The sequence below is a fragment of the Myxococcus sp. AM011 genome (assembly GCF_013372595.1).
Classification (GTDB): Bacteria; Myxococcota; Myxococcia; order Myxococcales; family Myxococcaceae; genus Myxococcus; species Myxococcus eversor.
In genome coordinates this window covers 30,600-50,249 of record NZ_JABXEM010000030.1, presented here as the reverse complement: position 1 = coordinate 50,249, position 19,650 = coordinate 30,600, and the positions used below count along the sequence as shown (strand labels likewise).

Sequence of the window (19,650 nt, the reverse complement as noted above, 5' to 3'; positions counted from 1 at the left end):
AGGCCCCGTTGCCGCCCCGTCCGCCGTCCGCCACGCCACAGCCTTCCACCGGCTTCATCACCGACGTCTCGCGTCTGCTGGGCTCCTTCCGGTGGGCCTTCATGCCCCTGGGCCTTCTCGCCCTGGTGGCGGTGGGCGTGCACGCGGCGGCGGACACGCTGGACGACCGGCTGGTGGCGGTGGTGGACCGCGTGGACGCGGCCTTCGATGGCCTGGTGGGGCGCTACGACGTGACGGCGCCCATGGTGGAGTGGGTGTCGCTGGAGCTGCGCACGCGCATCGCTCGCATCCTGGCGCTGACCTGGGAGCTGGCCGCGGACCTGGTGCTGGCGCTGCCGGCCCTGGGCTACCGCGAGGCGAAGTCGGCCGCGGTGAAGCCCGCCGAGTCGTGGCGCGCGGCGCTGGAGGGCCCGGCGGAGAAGCCCTCATGGCGCGCGCTGTGGCGACGCTGTCTGCGCCAGCCCACGCCCATGCGCTGGCTCCGGCCCCTGTCCACCGCCGCGGTGGTGGTGGCCGGCGCGTGCACGGTGGCGAAGCTGATGCAGGGCACGGTGTACCTGTCGTGGCGTGAGCTGATGGGGGACCAGGTCTCGGACTGGGTCGCCAGGGGCCTGGCGCTGGGGGCACTGGTGGGCGTGCTGGCCACGCTCGGGTGGCGCGCGGTGCTGCGCAACCTCCAGCACGCGGACGCGGCCTGCGCTCAGGAGCGCGGCAGACGGGCCTTCACCCGGGGCCTCTTGGGATGCGCGGTGGTGGTGCCCCTGGCACTGGCCGCCGTGCTGGACGCCACTCCACTCCTCTCCTTCCTGCGCTGAGGACCGCCATGTTCGCGAGCCGCGCCAGGGGACTGCTGGACTTCTGCATGGCGGTGCTGTGCGTGTGGACGGCGTACCACCACACGCCCGCGGGCGCGCTGGTGCGCAAGGCCTCCGCCTGGGCCTTCTCCACGAAGAGCACCGCAAGGCCGTTGCTGGCGTACTACGATGGCATGACGGGCACCTCGCTCGCCGCGCCCATGCTGGCGCCCGAGGTGTCCCTGGTGCGGCCGCTGACGGATGCGGAGTCGCTGGCCTGGGGCACGCACCTCGCCTTGAAGGGCCTGGATGCGCGTGCGCGGGAGCCCTCCGCGGCGCTGGCCCAGGAACTGGGGATTCCCCTGGACCGGCTGTTGGACCCCGTGGAGGGGCCCATCGCCGCGCGCAGGCTCCACGCCGCGCTGGAGGGAGACTTCCCTCGAGAGGAGGCTCGACTCACGGCCCTCTTCGTCGGCCGCGTCCCCGCGCGCTACGCCCAGGAACGCGTGGTGGCCGAAGGCGGGGTGCCGACGCTGGAGGCGCTCAACCGGCAGCTTCCTCCCGGCTTCGAGACGGCCTCGGTGGGCGCGGCTCAGGCGCTGGCGTTGTCCACCGCCTTCGGGCTCGCGTGGCCCGTGTCTGAGAGCGCGCGGGTGTCGAGCCCGTTCGGCGAGCGGTACCACCCCGTGCTGGGCATGCGGCGGATGCACACGGGCGTGGACCTGAGCGTGCCCACGGGGACGGCGGTGTCGGCCGTGGCGGAGGGCGTGGTGCGGCGTGCGAGCGAGGACGCGGTGAATGGCCGCGTCCTGGTGCTGGACCATGGCCGGGGCGTGACGACGGCGTACTGCCACAACTCGGAGCTGCTGGTGCGGGTGGGGGAGCGGGTGACGCGCGGGCAGCTCATCTCTCGCTCTGGCAACACCGGTCGCTCCACGGGGCCTCATCTCCACTATCAGTTGGAGCTGGCCTCCCGACCCATGGACCCGCTCAAGTTCCGCGCCTCCGTTCGAGCCGTGTCCCACGACAGCGCACCCTGAGCGGCCGGCTCCCGACGCCGGGCTTCGAGGCTGGAGCGCGTTCCAGCGCCTCTCGGCTTCCCTGGGCTGTCGTCGTTTTCGCGGACAACCCGTGACGTCGGCGCGCGAACTGGAGACGGGGCAGGGCTGTGGTACATCCGCGCCATGGCCTCGTCCCTCACCGTGCAGGTGCGCCGCGTGCGTGCCCATCCGGAGCCCTTGCCGCTTCCCCGCTACGAGACGGAGCTCGCCGCCGGGCTGGATTTGAGAGCGGATATCGAAGGGGAGCAGGTGCTCGCGCCGCTGGCGAGGCTGGCGGTGCCCACGGGCCTCGCGCTGGGGTTGCCCCCAGGGTACGAGGGGCAGGTGCGGCCTCGCTCGGGGCTGGCGCTGCGCCACGGAATCACCCTGCTCAACTCACCTGGGACGGTGGATGCGGACTACCGGGGGGAGGTGCAGGTCATCCTCGTCAACCTCTCCAGCGAACCCTTCACGCTGCGTCGGGGCGACCGGGTGGCGCAGCTGGTGGTGGCGCCGGTGACGTCCGCCAGGCTGGAAGAGGTCGACGTCCTCGACGTCACGTCACGGGGGGGGAGCGGCTTCGGTTCCACCGGCCGTTAGCAAAGGGAAGCCGACGGCATCGTTCCTTGATGACAGGGGAGCGTGCAGAATATGAGGCCGGACCGCATCCCCCGCTCGCGGTCCGCCTTCGACCGGCCCCAGGAGTCCGACTGCTTTGCTCTGCTACCGCTGCGGCAGCCACGTCCCCGAGACGACCGACACCTGTCCCACCTGCGGGATGAAGTACGACGCGGCCGCGCGACAATCGGCCGGTGTCGTCCGCAAGCGTGGCCTGGAAGGCGCCCCCTACAAGGCGGGGGACGTCGTCGCTGGTCGCTACGCCATCCAAGAGGTGGTGGGCTCCGGCCCCATGGGCTTCGTCTTCCGCGCCCAGGACGAGGAGATCGACGTCGAGGTCGCCCTGAAGACGGTGCACCCGCGCCTCGTCCAGCAGCCCGAGGAGCGCACCCAGTTCGCGTTCTCCATGCGGGTGGGCAAGAAGCTCAACCACCCCAACCTGCTGCGCGTCTACGAAGAAGGGCTCGACGGTGAGCGCCCCTTCTTCACCATGCAGTTGCTGGAGGGCATGACGCTGCGGCGGATGATGGAGCAGCGCGCCTCGCGCGGGCAGCTCTTCTCGCTCAAGGACGTGGAGCCCCTGCTGGCGCAGATGGCGGCGGCGCTGGACGCGGCCCATCGCTTCGGTCCGCACTCCGACCTCAAGCCGGAGAACGTCATCGTCCTGCCGGACCTGCTGAAGGTGACGGACTACGGGCTCGGGCTCGCCGTGCCGCAGCTTCCCTTCGTCCAGGCGCAGAAGGGGCACCGCGCGGATGTCTACGTCGCTCCCGAGTATGTCGCGGGCGGTGAGCTGGACACGCGGATGGACGTGTACTCGCTGGGCGTGGTGATGGGGGAGATGCTCACGGGACTGGTGCCGTCCGACGGCGTGGTGCCCGGCCTCACGTCGCTGCACCCGGACCTGCCCACGTCCTTCGAGGCGCTCTACCGGCGCGCGCTCAACATCAACCCGCTGGCCCGGCCAAAGACGGCGGGCGAGCTGCACGCGGAGTTCGCCAGCATCCTCGCGCGTGCCCCCGCGGCGGTCGCCACGCACGTGCGCTCGGTGCCTCCGCCCGTGGGCTCGGCGCAGGCGGCCGCGGTGCGGATGTCCGCGCGTCCACCGCCTCCGGTGCCCACGGACATGATGCCCGTCCCCACCGGCATCGTGACGTCGCCGAAGCCCGCCGCGCACGTCGAGGAGGAGCCTCCTCCGCCGGACGCGACGCAGCCGCTCGACGCGGCGACGCTGGCCGCCATCATCGGCGCGAACCCTGGCTCGTCCCAGCACCTCACCGAGCAGGCGCTGCCATTCATCACCGCGTCCGCCGCGCGGGCCGCCATGGACGCTCCGCAGAGCGGGCGCTCCGCTTCCGAGTCGTCGCAGGGTGGACGCTCCGCCAGGGGCGCCGCCGAGCCCGCTCACGGTGGGCGCCTGCCTCCCGAGCCTGTCGCCGCCCGGGGTGGCGCGCCCGCGCCGCGTCCCTCGGGTCCGGCGCCCGCCGCCCCGCCGCGCCCGTCGCCCAAGGCCAAGGGACTAGACTCGGCGGGACAAGAGCCCGCTCCTTCCGATTCAGGGCCGCGGTCGGCGCGCGGGCTGGAGTCCTCCCCCGCGTCCTCCGGGCCGCGCCCCCTGGCACGCACGCTGGACGCCGCGCCCGCCGTGCCGGTGCCGGCCATCCGCACGGCGCGCACGCTGGAGTCCTCTCCGGCGCTGTCGGGTCCTCGCACGGTGGACTCGCCCATCACCTCGGCGGCGCGCTCGGCGCCGCGCATCGCTCCCACCCAGCGGTCCACGCGTCCGTCGAAGTCCTCGTCCTCGCGTCGCCGCTCGGCGTTCATCTGGATGGTGGTGCTGACGGTGGGAGGGCTCACGCTGGGCGCCGGTGGCGGTTACCTGCTCTTGCGCCACCTGCGGTCGACCCAGCGGACCGCGCCGGTGGTTCCCCTGGGAGGGCCGTCCGCTCGCCCGGTGGTGCCGGAAGCCAATGCTCCTCCGCTCGTCGCGCTGGCGGGAGAGTGCCCGGAGGGAATGCGACTGGTGAGCGGTGGGTCTTTCCGACGTGGAAGGGCCCGGGACGACAGCGAGGCGCAGGTGGATGAGCCCGAGTACGAGAACATCCAGGTGGGCTCTTTCTGCGTGGATGAGTTCGAGTACTCGGGCTCGAGGAAGAAGGGCGGCGCCCCTCGGGTGGAAGTGACCTGGGAGCAGGCGCGAGGGCTGTGTGAGGCCGCGGAGAAGCGGCTCTGCACGGCCGATGAGTGGGAGAAGGCATGCAAGGGACCGGGCAACGCGCGCTACGCCTACGGCGACGAGTACGTTCCGGGCATGTGCAACACGAAGGTCTCCATGCAGGAGACCCCTCCCGCGGTCGCTCCCTCGGGGGCCTTCTCTCAATGCGTGTCACGGGGTTACGGCGTGTCGGACCTCTCCGGAAACGTGGCGGAGTGGACGAGCACCGTGATTCCCAATCGGGGCGCCGTGCAGAAGGGCGGCTCGTTCAACGACCCGCAGCTCGCATCGAGGTGCAGCGCGAGGGTCTTCAGCGCTCGGGAGAAGACCTCGCTCTCCGTGGGCTTCCGTTGCTGCGCGAGCGTGAAGCCATGAGCTGGCGGGCCCTCGCGCTCCTGCTCTTGCTGGTGGTGCCAGGGGCCGTGGGGGCTCAAGGCGCCACCCGTCCGCGCGTGGTGGCGGTGAAGTCCGCCAACCTGGCGCCCTATGCCTCCGTCATCGCCGGCTTCGCCGCGGAGGCCCGCGCGGAGGTGCAGGAGATGACGCTGGACGAGAGTCCCGCCACCGCCGCGCGCATCTTCAAGAAGCTGGCGGCCCAGAAGCCCGCGCTGGTGCTGGCGCTCGGGCCACTGGCCGCCAACGCCGCGCGCCGCTCGCTGGGCGAGGACGTGCCCGTCCTCTTCGCCATGGTGCCGTACTTCGAGAAGTACGGCCTGGAGGGCCCCAACGTCACCGGCATCTCCCTCACCAGTGACTTGGGCCCGGAGCTGGAGGCGCTGCTCGCGGTGGCGCCCAAGACCCGACGCGTGGGCATGGTGCATGACCCGCGCTTCTCCGCCGGCACGGTGACGCAGGCGCAGACGTCCGCCGGGTCCCGGAGCCTGTCCATCCTCCCGCTGGAGGTGGACTCGCCCGGCAAGGTGGGCAAGGTGCTGGAGGGCGCCGCTGGCCGCGTGGACGCGCTGCTGATGGTGGCGGACAAGACGGTGGGCAACGCCGCCGTGGTGCAGGAACTCATCGCCTTCGCGCAGTCGAAGCGGCTGCCGCTGGTGGCGCTCACGCCGAGCCAGGTGAAGGAGGGCGCGTCGCTGGCGCTGTCCCCCAGCCCCATGGCCATTGGCCTGCAAGCGGGCCGGCTGGCCAACCGCATCATCCACGAGAAGGTCGACCCGGGCGCGCTGGCGGTGGCGCAGCCGGAGGGGTTGGACCTGTCCATCAATCTCACCACCGCCCGGAAGTTGGGCCCGTCCTCCGAGTCCGTGCTGGAGCTGCTCCGGTTCGCGGCGCGGAAGGACTTTGCCGTGAAGGTCTACGAGTGATTCCCCGATACAGCCGACAGGAGATGTCCAACCTCTGGAACGACGTGGCCCGCTTGCGCCGGTGGCGCGACGTGGAGCTCGCCGCGCTGGAGGGCATGGTGGAGGCGGGACTGGCCCCGCGAGAGGCGCTGGAGGACTGCCTCCAGAAGGCCGGAGACTTCACGCTCGAGGACGCCGCGCGCATCGACGAAATCGAGCGCACCACCAAGCACGACGTCATCGCCTTCCTCACCTTCATGGAGGAGCGCGTGGGCCCCAGCGCGCGCTGGCTGCACCTGGGCATGACGTCCTCGGACGTGCTGGACACGTCCCTGGCGATGACGCTGCGCGACGCCGTGGACCTCATCCTCCAGGATTTGGAGCGGGTGATGGCGGCGGTGGAGAAGCGCGCCTTCGAGCACAAGCACACGCTCCAGATGGGCCGCAGCCACGGCATCCACGCGGAGCCGGTGACGTTCGGCCACAAGCTGGCCATCTGGTACGACGAGCTCCGCCGTGCTCGCACGCGGCTCCTGCACGCGCGGGAGACCATCGCCACGGGCATGATTTCCGGCGCGGTGGGAACCTTCGCGCACCTGCCTCCGGCCGTGGAGGAGCACGTCTGCAAGAAGCTGGGCCTGAAGGCCGCGCCCGCCTCCAGTCAGGTGGTGCAGCGTGACAGGCACGCGGAGTACTTCACCTCGCTGGCGCTGCTGGGCTCCAGCATCGAGAAGTTCGCGGTGGAGATCCGCCATCTGCAGCGCACCGAGGTGCGCGAGGTGGAGGAGCCCTTCACCGCCGGGCAGAAGGGCTCCAGCGCGATGCCGCACAAGCGCAACCCCATCCTCTCGGAGAACCTCACGGGCCTGGCGCGCCTGTTGCGCGGCTACGCGGTGAGCGCCATGGAGGACGTGGCGCTGTGGCACGAGCGGGACATCTCCCACTCCTCCGTGGAGCGCGTCATCGGCCCGGACGCCACCGTCCTCGCGGACTTCATGCTGATGCGCTTCGCCCGGCTGATGGAGGACCTGCGCGTCTACCCGGAGCAGATGAAGAAGAACCTGGACCTGCTCGGCGGCGTGGTGAACTCGCAGCGGCTCCTGCTGGAGCTGGCGCGCAAGGGCATGGACCGACAGGCCGCCTACGTCATCGTCCAGCGCAACGCGATGAAGCTCTACGAGGAGGGCGTGGACTTCCGGCAGGCGCTGCTCGCGGACGAGGACCTGCGCAAGATGATGACGCCCGAGGAGATCAACGACTGCTTCTCCCCGGGCTACCACACGCGGCACATGGACGACGTCTTCCGCCGCGTCTTCGGCCGGAGCGAGTAGCGCCCCGCCGTCCTGCTGGGAGGGCTACTTCAGGTAGCCCTTCTGGCGGAGGTTCTGTTCGATTCGCGCGTGCACGTCTCCCGGCTCGAGCGCGAGCGTCGTCCCCGTAATCTGCTCGAAGGCGGCCACGTACTTGGTGGCCAGCTCCACGCGGACGTCATCGGGGATGGGCGGGGGCGTGCCCTGGCCGGAGAAGTTCCGCTCGCGGATGAGCCACTGGCGGATGTTCTCCTTGTCCAGCATGCGCTGGTCCTCGCCCTTGGCGAAGCGGGCCTCGTACTCGTCCGCCACCCAGTAGCGGCTGGAGTCCGGGGTGTGCATCTCGTCGATGACGTAGATGTCGTCGCCCACCTTGCCGAACTCGTACTTGGTATCGACGAGGATGAGGCCGCGCGTGCGCGCCCACTTCTGGCCCTCGGCGAACAGGCCGCGCGCCGCCTCGGTGATGCGCGCCCAGTCGCGTGCGCTGGCGAGGCCCTTCGCGAGAATCTCCTTCTCTGAGATCGGCTCGTCGTGCAGCCCGTACTCCGCCTTGGTGGACGGGGTGATGATGGGCTCGGGGAAGGCCGCGTCCTTGCGGAGGCCCGCGGGGAAGGGCAGGCCGTAGGCGGTGTGCGTGCCCTTTTCGTAGTCGCGCCACAGGCTGCCCGTCAGGTAGCCGCGAATCACCACCTCCACCGTGAAGGGCTGGCAGGCGCGCGCCACGGTGACGTTGGCGTCCGGCACGTCGAGCACGTGGTTGGGGCAGATGTGCTTCGTGCGCTCGAACCAGAAGGCGGCGAGCCGGTTGAGCACCTCGCCCTTGAAGGGGATGGTGGTGAGCACGTGGTCGAACGCGGAGAGCCGGTCCGTCGTCACCAGGACGAGCGTGTCGCCGCTCCGGTACGTGTCACGGACCTTGCCGCGGTAGTGCTGACCGAGCGCCGGCAGATTCGTCTGCTGGAGCGTATGGGGAAGCTGAGCGTGAAGAGCGGAGGTATTCACTGGCGCCTCGCGGCCCGCCCCCCTGGAAAGTGGGGCACGGCGAGAGAAGGGTGGGCCTGTTGCTGAGGCGCGGGACTCTACTGGAGCGTGGCCGGCATGGAAGCAGGACCGTAGGACGCCGCCAGGTAGAGGAACGCCGGGTTGACGCGCAGGATGCCGTCCACGTAGGCGACCGCATACGGAGCGCCGGACGCCCGGTCCACCTGGACCGCGCTCTCCGGCTGGATGCCCCAGTGCGCCAGCAGCGTGCGGGCCACCAGCTCCGCCGCCTCACGCTCGGACAGCCCCTGCAGGCTCTCCCGCCGGTCTTCCGGCCAGCGCTCCGCGGCGCGGGCCTCCAGCACCAGCTCGATGGCCTTGCCCGCGTCAGGCGCCTGGAACAGGTCCATGCGCGAGTCGAAGCCGGGCGCGGCGAGCAGCTCACCGTGCTGGCTGATGGGGAAGAGCACCAGCGCCTGCGCCGCCTGCCCGGCCTCCAGGTCCGACTGACGGGCCACCTCGCGGAACATCTCGAGGCGCGTCGCGGGGGACTCGAACTCCAGGAACTCTGGCGGATGCGACAGCGCCTGACGGGCACTCATGGTCGCGCGCACGGGCGTGCCCGCACCGCCACAAGCGGTGAGCACGGAGACGAGCGAGAGGAGCAACCCAGGGAGCCAGCGACGCATACGCGCGGGAATATACCGATCTGCACCAGGATCAACCAGCTAAACTCGGAGGCATGCGTCCTGGGGAGCAACTCCCCGACGTTCCTCCCCGGACGCGCCCGTGGACCCGGGAGTGTGCGTGGTTGGCACCCCGTCTCTCACCTGACTCGACGCGCTGGAGCGGATGGTTGAAACGGGTGGAGCCAGACCCGGCGCGAGGCGGAGCAAGAGCTCACGGCCTTCCAGCAACCAGGTCTCGCGGTGGCGCGGGGCACCTCTCCCTGGAGATTCAGTCAGGGAGGAGAGAAGACCCCGGCGCCGCTGCGAGAACGACGGCGGAAACTTAAGCCGCGTCCTTCTTGTACGTCTCGCCGTGGTGCTTCTCGCACAGGCCGGCCTTGAACGTCTTGGTGCGGCAACCGTCCTTGGAGCAGGTGCGGTAGCGCGAGTGGGGCAGGTCGCCCTGGCGCCACTGCTTGAAATGGAAGAAGCAGTAGCTCTTGGCGCGGTAGGGGCGCTTGCAGCCCTCCACGGTGCACGCCTTCTTGCCGCTGCCCTTGGCGGTGCGGGGCCAGTGGGTGAGCTTCTTCTGGGTCGTCGGGGTGGCCTCGGCCATTGTGGAACCTCTCCTGCGAAACGATACGGGTACCTCGGCGCCACGAGCACGTGGACCATCCGCCGGGTACGAAAAAGGCGCACTGTCTAGCGCCCATGCCACCCGAACGCAAGGAGACGCCGGAAGACCGGTGTCCGCGCGGGTGTCAAGGCGCCGGAGCGCCGTCCTCGGAACCCGGGCCGGCGGGCTCCGCTTCCGGGGCCGTGGGTGGGAGCGTCTTCGCCCTGGGAACGGGCGACAGCAGGTCGTCCAGCACGGAGGACTGGCCCCGGGTCGGCCGCCGCCCTTGCCGCCGGGAGGAGGCGAGGGTGGGGGCGGGAGCTTCCTCGCTCGGCATCTCCTCCAGCCGGACCTTGAGCCGCATCGGCTTGCCCAGCCGGTGGATGCGCAGCCGCACATCATGGCCCACGCCACGGGCCGCCACCTGCCAGCGCAGGGTGTGAGCCCGCCGCACGCGCCGCGTGTCGAGCCCGATGATGACATCGCCGTGGTGCAGCCCCGCGCGCTCGCCCGGGCCTCCCTCCACCACCTCCGTCACCACCACGCCCTGGCCGTGGCCCAGGTTGAAGGCCTCGGCGACCTCGGGCGAGTAGTCCTGCACGCTGATGCCCAGCCAGCCCCGGCGCACGCGCCCGTGGGCCCGCAGCTGCGGAATCACCGTCTTCGCGATGTCGATGGGAATGGCGAAGCCGATGCCCTGGCCCGCCACGTTGACGGCGTTGGCCACCGCCACCACGTCGCCATGCAAGTCGAGCACGGGGCCGCCGGAGTTGCCCGGGTTGATGGACGCGTCCATCTGCATGTAGTCGAAGTCACCGTCGCGGCCATTGGGCGTCACGTCGGTGCGGCCCATGTAGCTGACCACGCCCACCGTCACGGAGTGCGACAGGCCGAACGGGTTGCCGATGACGACAATCCAGTCCGCCGAGCGCACGTGTGACGCGGACGCCAGCCGCAGCACCGGAAGCCGGCGCGGGGCCTCAATCTTCAGGAGGGCGCAGTCGGTGCGCGCGTCCTCGCCCACCACGCGCGCGACGTACTCCTCCGCGTAGCCGCGAGGGTGCATCACCGAGACGACCACCTCCGACGCGCCCTCCACCACGTGGGCGCTGGTGAGGATGTAGCCGTCGGCGTGGATGATGAAGCCGGAGCCGATGCCCTTCTGCGGCTCCTCGCCCGACACCGCGGCTTCCTCCGTCATCTGCCGGGTGGTGATGGAGACGACCGACGGCATCGCCTTGCGAGCCACGTCGCTCAGCGTGGCCCGCTGGTTGTCCAGCGAACGGTTCTGGGCCTCGAGCCACAGACGTCCGCGACCGCGTCCGGCGGCCTGCGCTGGGGTCGCCAGCGCGCACACCAGCGCCGTGAGGATGACGACACTCTTGATGAAAGGAGCCCTGCCCATGCCCCGCCTCCGCCCCGACCGACCACCCGACCACCCACGCAACCTAGGGAGGGGAGACCTGTCGCGGAAGCGGACCTGTCGGCCAGGCTACTTCTTCTGCGCGATGATGCGGTTGACCGCTGCCCGGTCCTCCGCGCTGATGCGCTCGCGCGGGGCGGGGGCGTCCGTCGTGCGGGAGACAGCGCCCTTCGCGTCCTCGTACGCGTCCTCCAGCCCGTCCTTCACGCGGTCCATGGCGTCGGGCTTCACGGCGCGCTTCCAGGCCTTCTCCATGTGCTGCAGGGGCGTGCGGCCGTCCACCTCTCCCGACGACAGGAAGATGCCGAGCCCCACCGCGCAGACCGTCCAGACGATGAACTTCAAAGCTCCCATGCTCACAGCCTCCTACGTCTTCTTACATCGGGCAGGAGTGGGTGGCGAGTTTCCGACCGCGTGGATGTGATCCGCACTGACAGGGGGACCTCGGGCACTTAATGTCCGCCGGCTTGCAGCCCGAAGAGCTCTTTCAGGCCGCCCGAGCCAGGGCGGCACAGATGGACGTGGGGCGTGGAGACGCGGTGGTGGAGCGCGTCCGGGCCGCCGCCTCGTCGTTGTTCAGTCGGATTCCCGAGCCGCCGGTGTATCGCCGCGCCGAGGACCCTTCACGTCAGGCGGCGCAGGCGTTGCTGCCGGAGATGGAGCGGGTGCTGGCGGAGGCGCTGGCGGCGGGCAGGGACCCGTCGATGGCGCCCGCGCTGGAGAAGCTGGTGGCCGCGTTGCTCGCGCATGGCGAGGCGCTGTGCCACACCGCGAGCGGGCGGCTGGAGGCGGCCGAGACGGCCTGGCGACGCGCGCTGGAGCTGGAGCGGGCCGCGCATCCGACGCGGCACCTGGTGACGGCGCCGCCGCGTCCTCCGCCCGTGTTCGACAAGCCGTCGGGAGGCTCGCGGTTCGACCCCCGGCCCGCGCCGCAGGCGAGCGTGAAGCTCGTGTGTCCCAACACGGGCTGCAAGCGCGTGGGCGACTACGCCTTCCTGACGAGCCACGCGTACAACCGCTTCGTCTGCCCGGTGTGCGGCACGCCGTTCCTGGCGTACTTCGGTGAGCTTCGAGGGCTGGAGGTGGAGGTCCGCCGCAGCTCGAAGCGCTACTTCTTCACGGTGGACGAGGTGGGCACCACCAACTCCTCGCGCATCGAGTTCGAGGAAGCAGGCGGGCAGGAGTTCCCCGCCGCGCGCAGGGATTTGCTCGCGTTCCTCTACACGGAGGCGCGGGAGCTGAAGGTGGTGGTGAACCTCACCAACCAGCGGCTCATGTGGGTGAGCCCCGCGTCGTCGTGCTTCGTGGCGACGGTGGCGTTTGGCGAGGGCGCGCCGGAGCTGGTGGCCTTCCGCGCGTACCGGGACGACGTCCTGCGGAAGAGCCCGCTCGGGCGGGGGTTCATCCGGAGCTACTATCGCTGGGGGCCGGACGTGGCGCGGTGGGTGTCGCGGAGACCGGTGGCCCGGAGCGGAGTGCGCTGGGTGTTGCGTCAGGTGCATGACCGCCTGACCAGGAGTGGATACTCGTGACGCAGGAAGGAATCGGCGCGCCGCCGCCCGCGAAGCCGACAGGTGGCGGGACGAAGCTGTTCATGGCCCTGATCGCCGGATTGGGGATGGCGGGCGTGGTGTACCTGGGGGTGCTGGAGGCCCGGCGCTCGCAGCTGGTTCCGGATGGCGCGGCCACGCCCTCGTTCGAGCTCCAGCGCCACGAGGGTGGGGTGCTGAAGCTGGAGGACCTCCGAGGCCAGGTGGTGATGCTGGACTTCTGGGCGACGTGGTGTCCGCCGTGTCGCGAGGAGATGCCCGCGCTGGTGAAGCTGGCGAAGGAGTACGAGTCCCAGGGGCTCGTCTTCCTGGCGGCCAGTCGGGATGACGGGGACATGGCGCCCAAGCTGGTGGACAACTTCATGCGGAACAACCTGCCGGACCTGAAGCCCTACGTGGTGTACGCCGGGGACGACATGGCGCAGGCCTTCCAGGTCAGCGCGCTGCCGACGCTCTACTTCCTGGACCGCGAGGGCAAGGTGACGGACGCGCAGCGAGGCGCCCTGTCCGAGGATGCCCTGCGCCGTCGCATCGAGCGGGCGCTGAAGCAGTAGTGGTGCTCGCGCCCGTCGTGACGGAGTGACACCGTCACCGTCACGAGGCTGCTGAGTGGAGTGTTGGCCGGACGCCGGGCTCAAGGTCTGCCAGGCCCTGCTGCTTCATCTGACGTGGAGCCCGTTGCCGGGCCCTTGCCCGACGAGTTCGCCTGCGCGAGGCCCGATGTCCTCGGGGACCGCCGCGCCTCATTCCTCATCGAGAACCGACGGCGCGCACGAGAAAGGCGCCGATGTCCTCGTGGGACAAGGGCGCCTGGGTTCTCGTCGGTGCGTGGCCCTGCTACTTGCCGGGCGTGGGGGGCGTCGTCGCCGGCTTGGCATCCGTGGCCGGAGGCTTCGCGGTGGGAGCCGTCGTCGTCGCCGACTTGGCGTCGGTGGCCGGAGGCTTCGCGGCGGGAGCCGGTGTGGCGGGCGTCGTCGCCGGCTTGGCATCCGTGGCCGGAGGCTTCGCCGTGGGCGTCGTCGTGCCCGCGGGAGGCTGCTGTCCCGCCGGGACGACGGTCTCCCGGCCCTCGGTCTCTACCTCGGAGCGCACGAGCTTGAAGTCGACGCGGCGGTTCTTCGCGCGACCCAGCGCGGTGTCGTTGGTGGCGATGGGCCTGTCGAAGCCGAAGCCCGCGGAGGTCAGGCGCTTGCGGTCGATGCCCTTGGACACCAGGTACTCGAGCACCGAGCGCGCGCGCTTGTCGGACAAGCCCATGTTGAGCTGCCGCGAGCCCTTGTTGTCCGTGTGGCCTTCGATGAGCACCGGACCCAGCGTGGGGTTCTTCCGGAGCACCGTCGCCACCTCGTCCAACAGCGGATACGAGCGCTTCTGGATGACGGCGGAGCCTGTCTCGAAGAGCACGTTGCCCTTGATGCGGATGCGGTCCGACTCGACGAACACGTACGGCGGCGAGTCGAACGGGCAGCCGTTGTTCTCCGGCGGTCCGAACTGCTCGGGGCAGTCGTCCTCGTTGTCGGGCACCTCGTCGCCGTCCGTGTCCGGGCAGCCGTCGTAGTCCTTGGGGCCGGGCTTGTCCGGGCACTTGTCGAACTCGTCGGTGATGCCGTCGCCGTCGGTGTCCACCTCGGGGCAGCCCTTGCGCTCCTTGAGTCCCTTCACGTCGGGGCAGCTGTCCTCGCCGTCCACCACGCCGTCGCCGTCGTTGTCCGGGTCGGGGCAGCCGTCGCTGTCCTGGAAGCCGTCCTTGTCCTCGGCCTCGTTGGGGCAGCGGTCCCTCACGTCGGGCACGTTGTCGCCATCCGAGTCCTGGAAGCGCTCGTCGTAGCGCAACCCGAACATGACGCGCAGGGCCTCACGTCCGTAGCCACTGGAGATGTTGAGGCCGCGGCCCACGTTCAGCTCCAGCCCCCAGTTGCCCCAGATTTTCGCGCGAGCGCCGACGAGCAGCTCCCACGGCGTCTTCAGCGAGTCGGACTGGTCGAAGTTGAAGGGGCGCACCAGCGGCGTGCCCAGGTGCATCTCCGCCGTGGCCTGCACGTCCGTGAAGCGCCCCATGTTGGGCAGCTCGCCGATGACGCCAGCGCCAAGCGTCAGCTCGTCGTCCACCAGGAGGTTCAGGTACTGCGCATGCTTGCGCAGCTTCACGCCCGCGTTGCCCACCACCCGGATGGGGATGGGCAGGACCTCGAAGCGCTGCTCCACCGCGAGGCGCGGCGCGAAGACGAAGCCCCGCTCGCCCGTGAAGCTGTCCGCTGAACCCGTGGGCGCGCGGACCTCGGCGATGAGCGACAGGCCCACGGGGAACTTCTCGCGGTCCAGCAGGTGGACGCGCGGCACCAGTCGGAGGTCGCCCAGCGTGGTGCGGCTCACCCCGGCGGCGCCCGGGAAGTTCGGGGCGTTCAGCACTTCACCCAGGAGGTGGAAGTTGTCGCCCTGGATGAGCGTGAAGGGCAGGTCGATGCCCACCTCCAACCGCTCGTGGAGCTGGTAGGCGAACAGCAGGTGGGCGTCGAGCCGGTACGGCAGCAGGTCGCCCAGCTTCTCCTCACCATCCTTCAGGGCGAGGATGCGCCAGTTGAAGTCGAAGAGCAGCGCACCGCGGAAGCTGCCGACGGGCTCGTTGTTCGTCGTGCCCTCCAGCGCGATGCCGCTGTTCTGCGCGGGCGTGGGCTTGACCGGAACGGCGTCGAAGCCTCGGGAGAAGGGGTCGTGTTCCGCGTGGACCGCCGCCGAGGCCAACACCAGGCCCATCAGGACGAGTCGTACGGCGGAACCGCTCAGGGGCCGCCACCGTGGAGAGTGGCCGGAGCTGGTGCCTCGCATGATGGCAGCTCATACCATCCGGTCCCGAGGGGCGGAAACAAATGACCCACCCCTCGGGCCGAAATACAGCCCTGCGCTACTTCTCCATGAAGGACTGCGCGGGAATGACGGTGATGGCGTCCGGGCTCACGGGGAGCTTGAAGGGGACGATGACCTTGTCCAGGTCCAGCAGCTCCTGGGACTTGTCGGACGCGTAGGTGATGGGCGAGGGCTGGCCGGCGCGCAGGGCGTTGGCGAGGCCTTCCGCGTCCTGGGCGACGAAGGCGAAGTTGAGGCCCGTGGGGTGGAGGCGGCGGCGCAGCACCTCCTGCACGGACTGGGGCGTCATCTTCGTGAGGGCCTGGCGGTACTGCTCCAGGAAGTCAGGCGTGCCGTAGAAGAGCGAGTCGATGGCGTAGCCCAGCCGGCGCGGGTCCGTCTGCTCCCAGAGGCGCGAGTAGCCCTGGAGGAAGCCGCGCATCAGGTCGAAGCGCTCCTGGGGGATGGGCTCCTTGACGAGCTGGTCCAGGAAGTACACCGCGCCGCGCGTGGCGAACATCGCGTTGGCGGGCTCCACCGGGCGGATCCACAGGGTGAGGTCCTGCTGGGTGCGCGCGATGTTGGTGCGGTTGTACGTGGTGCCCGGGTCCTCGATGAAGTGCTCGGCGTAGGCGTAGTCGCCATAGTTGAGGCCGCGCTTCTCGCGCAGCTCGTTGAAGAGCAGGCCGATGGACTGACGGTGCTCGCCCAGGTGCGTGAGCGCGAAGGCCAGCGGGAAGAAGTCCGCGTCACCTCGGCGCACCGGGTTGACGTAGCCCATGCTGACGGCGGTGGAGAGCGTCTGCTTCTGGATGATGACGGTGCGGCCCGAGGTCGTGGGCAGCGTGGGCAGCGTCACGCGAGGCGCGCCGGTGGCGGGCAGGGTGCCCAGGCGCGAGAGCAGTGACTGCTTGAGCGCGTCGTCCACCGCGCCGGCCAGGCCGACCACGAGCCGGTCCTGCGTGAAGACGCGCTGGGCGTGGGCCTTCACGTCGTCCAGGGTGATGGACTTGAGGCCCTGCACGGTGCCGCCGGTGTAGTGCGCGTAGGGGTGTCCCTCGTAGATGAGCGCATCGAGCGCGACCTTGCCGAGCCCCTCGTCATTGGCGCTGCGCAGGCCGTTCTCCACGTCGCTGACGGCGTTGGCTCGCAGGCGCTCCAGCTCGGACGTGTCCAGGCGGGGCGCGAGCAGCACGTCGGTGAAGAGGTCCAGGTAGCGCGGCAGGAAGTCCTTGTGGACGCGGCCGGCGAAGGTGGTGAACTCCTTGTCCGTGGAGACCTCCAGCTCGGCGGCCATGGGGAAGAGCGCCTCCAGCAGCTGCGCGGAGGTGAGCTTCTGCGTGCCGCCCTCGGCCATCAGCGAGGCGGTGAGCGCGGTGAGGCCTTCCTTGCCCTTCGGGTCATCGATGGAGCCCGTGTGGAAGACGAGCCTGAAGGTGACGATGGGCGTGTCAGGGCGGGCGAGGACCACCAGCTCCATCGGCTCGGGTTGCTTCAAGGGGACGGCGGGAACGTCCTTCGGCGGCGCCGGGGTCTTCTCGGCGGCGGGAGGCGTGGCCGGAGTCTCCGTCGCGGGAGGAGGCGTCGTCTCGGGCGCGGGCTTCGGCGTGGAGGCGCAGCCGGCGACGGAGAGGAGGGCGGTGAGGGACAGCAGGGCCTTGGTGTTCATCACTTCGTCCCTCCGGCGGCGTCGACCTTGGGGGTGAGGCTGAGCTGGGTGAGGTTGGTGGCCTTGAGGTAGCGCTTGGTGAAGTCGGAGAGCTGCGCGGGCGTCACCTTGGCCAGGTTCGCGAGCTGTCGCTGAAGCCCATCCGGAGTGCCGAGGATGCCGGCGTACCAGCCGAGCTGGATGCCGACCTCGCGCGGCGTCTGGAGGCCCATCAGGGCGCCATAGCGCGCGTTGTCCTGGATGGCCTTGACGCGGGCGGCGTCGACCTTGCCGGCCGCCAGGTTGCTGACCTCCTTGAGCAGGGCCAGTCGCACGCGCTCGCGGTCCTTCTCGTCCTTGAGGGTGGCGGTGAGGGTGAACAGGTGCGGGTCGCGGTGCTCGGAGTAGTCGCTGCCGATGGCCTCGACGAGCTGCTTGTCGAGGACGAGCTGCTTGTAGGCGGGGCTGGTGGGGCCGACGAGGTAGGCCACGAGCACCGTCTGGAGCGCGGAGTCGGCGGTGTTGGCGGACGCGGCGGGCGTGTGCCACGCGAGCACCTGGCGCGGCTGCGTGGGCTGGGGCCAGTCGACGTGGACGGTGCGCGGCTGCGTCTGCGGAGGCTCGGTGGGGACGGTGATGGTGGACGTCTTGCGGTTCCACGGGCCGTAGTGCTCGCGGACGAGCTTCATCACCTGCGCGTCATCGAAGTCGCCGACGATGAAGAGCATGGCGTTGTCGGGGGTGTACCAGCGCTCGAAGAAGTCGCGGCTGTACTGGTAGGCCTCCGGCATGGCCTTGACGTCGTCGTAGAAGCCGAGCGTGGTGTGGCGGTACGTGTGCCTGGTGAAGGCGGTGGCGTTGAGCGCCTCTTCCATCTTGAGGTACGGGGCCGCGGCGTTCTTGTGGTACTCGCCGAGCACCGCGAGCGCCTCGGTGCGGAAGGACGGCTCGGAGTACTCGAGGTTGCGGAAGCGGTCCGCCTCGATGTCGATGAGCTGGGGCAGTCCCGCCGTCGGCCCGTACGAGTAGTAGAGGGTGATGTCGTCGGTGGTGAAGGCGTTGTCGTCGAAGCCGAACGTACCGAGGATGCGCTCGCGTTCGCCTTCGGGGTGACGCTTCGTCCCCTTGAACATCATGTGCTCGAAGAAGTGGGCGAAGCCCGTCTTGCCGGCCTCCACTTCGTTGCGCGAGCCGACGCGCACCACGGTGACGTACGCGATGATTCCCTTCGACGGGTAGGGCACCCGCACCACGGTGAGGCCGTTGGGGAGCTTGTCCGTCTGGAGGGTGTACGGGAACGTCTGGGTGGCGGCGCTCTTCTGCGCCAGCGCGGGGAGCGCGGTGCCCAGTACGAGCAGGAGGAGGGGAAGCAGTCGTCTCATTCGGGGTCCTCGTGGCCGCTGGGGAGCGCGAGGGCTGACCGAGCGGGGAGGCGACCCTACGCCGGTGAAGCAGGAGGGGAAGCGACTTCCAGGCCGAGTGTCCGCCTTCGTGCGAGAAGGTGCGGTGGTGGACGCTCAGGAGGATTGACGCGCGGCCGTCAGCGGTTAATGTGAGGAAGACGCGGTCGAAGCGGTGACCGCAAGTGCAGCAAGCAGTCAGTCAACACCCCGGGGGCGACCCGGTTTCGACGGGGGCATAGAAGTTCGAGACGCGTGCCGAGCTTGTCAGGTAGCTCGTAAATCCAACCCGGCAAAGACACAAAAGCCAACGACAACGTTGAGCTCGCGCTGGCTGCCTAAAAACAGCTGTTAGCGTGCGGTCCCCCAGCTCTCGGCCCGTGGGGTTGGGATCGACCGTCATAATGCGGGCTGGCTGCCAAGGGTGCCTGGGCCCGAGGTGGCGAGACCTTTCCAGGACCGGCTTCAGGAATCCCGTCCGTGGGAGTCTTGAGGACGTAGCAAATCGCGGACTACGCACGTAGGGTCGAAGAACCGAAGGCTTTCGGACGAGGGTTCGATTCCCTCCGCCTCCACAGTGAGAAGCCCAGCAGCCGTGAGGTTGCTGGGCTTTTTCTTGGGGCCTCGCGCTTCATGGGCCCGCGGTGTGTCCTTCCGGCGTCACTCAGGTCCGAGGACCTGGACGCTCGTCAGTACACGAAGATGAGTCTGCCGTTGGAATACACGCAGTAGAGCTCGGAGGTGGACGTGCCGGCGCAGCAGGTCTGCGGCTCGCCTTCGATGAAGCAACGCTTGCCCACGAGCGCGCTGCACGAGGGGTAGCCCGTGCACGCCGGAGGCGCCGGGCAGGCGGTGAACACACCGTCGCACGTCACGCCCTGGTAGTCCGTCTGGGAACAGGTGGTGCCCGAACAGGAAACACTCTGGCCTCCCGAACACTGCGCCGTGCACGTCCCAAACTGGGAGACCGTCGAGGACTCGCCGTTCTCGGACACCGCCTCGGGCTCCATCGTGGGCTCGGAAACCGGACCGCCACAGCCCAGGAGAGAGAGGCTGAGCAACACCGCCGTCACAGCAAGAGAGTGCTTCATGAGTGGCCTCGTCGGGTGAGTGGAACAGACGCCACCTTAATGCAATCTCAATCCCAGTCGAGCCCGTATCGCGGACCCAGGCGATGCAATCCAGACCCGGGGTGTCTCACGAAACCCCGTGTCTCTAAAGTTTGCCTTCACTGGGTGTATG

17 protein-coding genes and 1 other RNA gene are annotated in these 19,650 nt (G+C 69.8%); 9 read left to right on the top strand and 9 right to left on the bottom strand.

All coding sequences use genetic code 11. The features are described 5' to 3' along the window. Positions 1-8 precede the first annotated feature (8 nt). The 6 genes from HUW62_RS08860 (at position 9) to purB (ending at position 7,296) form a co-directional block, all read left to right on the top strand. Positions 9-815 carry a hypothetical protein gene (locus tag HUW62_RS08860; protein WP_176434173.1) on the top strand — a complete coding sequence of 269 codons (807 nt, stop codon included), beginning with the start codon at positions 9-11 and terminating at the stop codon, positions 813-815. Positions 816-823: 8 nt separating this feature from the next. After that, positions 824-1,834, top strand: coding sequence for a M23 family metallopeptidase (locus HUW62_RS08855; RefSeq protein ID WP_163867398.1), 1,011 nt, complete (start codon positions 824-826; stop codon positions 1,832-1,834). A 144-nt stretch (positions 1,835-1,978) separates the two neighbouring features. Further along, a complete protein-coding gene (gene dut, locus HUW62_RS08850) occupies positions 1,979-2,434 on the top strand; it encodes a dUTP diphosphatase (protein ID WP_176434172.1) in 456 nt (151 codons plus the stop codon). Positions 2,435-2,549: 115 nt separating this feature from the next. Beyond that, on the top strand, positions 2,550-5,042 hold the full coding sequence (locus tag HUW62_RS08845; RefSeq protein ID WP_163867400.1) for an SUMF1/EgtB/PvdO family nonheme iron enzyme: 2,493 nt from the start codon (positions 2,550-2,552) through the stop codon (positions 5,040-5,042). Continuing rightward, complete coding sequence (locus HUW62_RS08840) at positions 5,039-5,986, top strand: ABC transporter substrate-binding protein (protein WP_176434171.1); 948 nt, start codon at positions 5,039-5,041, stop codon at positions 5,984-5,986. Before HUW62_RS08845 ends, HUW62_RS08840 begins: the two co-directional genes overlap by 4 nt. Then, on the top strand, positions 5,983-7,296 hold the full coding sequence (gene purB, locus HUW62_RS08835; protein ID WP_176434170.1) for an adenylosuccinate lyase: 1,314 nt from the start codon (positions 5,983-5,985) through the stop codon (positions 7,294-7,296). The genes HUW62_RS08840 and purB overlap by 4 nt, the downstream gene beginning before the upstream one ends. A 24-nt stretch (positions 7,297-7,320) precedes the next feature. Here purB and HUW62_RS08830 read toward each other — a convergent pair whose 3' ends face one another. The 5 genes from HUW62_RS08830 to HUW62_RS08810 form a co-directional block, all read right to left on the bottom strand. Continuing rightward, a complete protein-coding gene (locus HUW62_RS08830) occupies positions 7,321-8,280 on the bottom strand; it encodes a phosphoribosylaminoimidazolesuccinocarboxamide synthase (RefSeq protein ID WP_176434169.1) in 960 nt (319 codons plus the stop codon). A gap of 77 nt (positions 8,281-8,357) precedes the next feature. After that, the gene (locus tag HUW62_RS08825; protein WP_163867404.1) at positions 8,358-8,948 is read right to left on the bottom strand and encodes a hypothetical protein; all 591 of its coding nucleotides are present in this window, start codon (positions 8,946-8,948) and stop codon (positions 8,358-8,360) included. A 322-nt stretch (positions 8,949-9,270) separates the two neighbouring features. Next, positions 9,271-9,543, bottom strand: a complete 273-nt coding sequence (locus tag HUW62_RS08820) for a vegetative protein (RefSeq protein WP_163867405.1) — start codon at positions 9,541-9,543, stop codon at positions 9,271-9,273. Between the two features lie 145 nt (positions 9,544-9,688). Beyond that, on the bottom strand, positions 9,689-10,948 hold the full coding sequence (locus HUW62_RS08815) for a S1C family serine protease (protein WP_163867406.1): 1,260 nt from the start codon (positions 10,946-10,948) through the stop codon (positions 9,689-9,691). A gap of 87 nt (positions 10,949-11,035) precedes the next feature. Further along, complete coding sequence (locus HUW62_RS08810) at positions 11,036-11,326, bottom strand: hypothetical protein (RefSeq protein WP_176434168.1); 291 nt, start codon at positions 11,324-11,326, stop codon at positions 11,036-11,038. Positions 11,327-11,421: 95 nt separating this feature from the next. On the opposite strand from HUW62_RS08810, the gene HUW62_RS08805 reads away from it, so the two are divergent. Together HUW62_RS08805 and HUW62_RS08800 are read left to right on the top strand one after the other, a co-directional pair. Further along, positions 11,422-12,498, top strand: coding sequence for a CFI-box-CTERM domain-containing protein (locus tag HUW62_RS08805; RefSeq protein WP_163867408.1), 1,077 nt, complete (start codon positions 11,422-11,424; stop codon positions 12,496-12,498). Between the two features lie 62 nt (positions 12,499-12,560). Beyond that, a complete protein-coding gene (locus HUW62_RS08800; protein WP_163867596.1) occupies positions 12,561-13,070 on the top strand; it encodes a TlpA disulfide reductase family protein in 510 nt (169 codons plus the stop codon). Positions 13,071-13,353: 283 nt separating this feature from the next. On the opposite strand, the gene HUW62_RS08795 is transcribed toward HUW62_RS08800, so the two are convergent. The 3 genes from HUW62_RS08795 to HUW62_RS08785 form a co-directional block, all read right to left on the bottom strand. Next, on the bottom strand, positions 13,354-15,270 hold the full coding sequence (locus tag HUW62_RS08795; RefSeq protein ID WP_240356570.1) for an OmpA family protein: 1,917 nt from the start codon (positions 15,268-15,270) through the stop codon (positions 13,354-13,356). Between the two features lie 148 nt (positions 15,271-15,418). Next, entirely contained in the window at positions 15,419-17,029 is a 1,611-nt protein-coding gene (locus HUW62_RS08790; protein ID WP_176434167.1) for a pitrilysin family protein, read from the bottom strand. Continuing rightward, positions 17,029-18,390 (bottom strand): pitrilysin family protein, encoded by a 1,362-nt coding sequence (locus HUW62_RS08785; RefSeq protein ID WP_163867411.1) that lies wholly within the window; start codon positions 18,388-18,390, stop codon positions 17,029-17,031. The genes HUW62_RS08790 and HUW62_RS08785 overlap by 1 nt, the downstream gene beginning before the upstream one ends. Positions 18,391-18,620: 230 nt before the next feature. On the opposite strand from HUW62_RS08785, the gene ssrA reads away from it, so the two are divergent. After that, positions 18,621-18,986: a transfer-messenger RNA gene (ssrA, locus tag HUW62_RS08780) on the top strand. 111 nt (positions 18,987-19,097) lie between these two features. Here ssrA and HUW62_RS08775 read toward each other — a convergent pair. Beyond that, positions 19,098-19,499, bottom strand: a complete 402-nt coding sequence (locus HUW62_RS08775; protein WP_163867412.1) for a hypothetical protein — start codon at positions 19,497-19,499, stop codon at positions 19,098-19,100. Between the last annotated feature and the right edge of the window lie 151 nt (positions 19,500-19,650).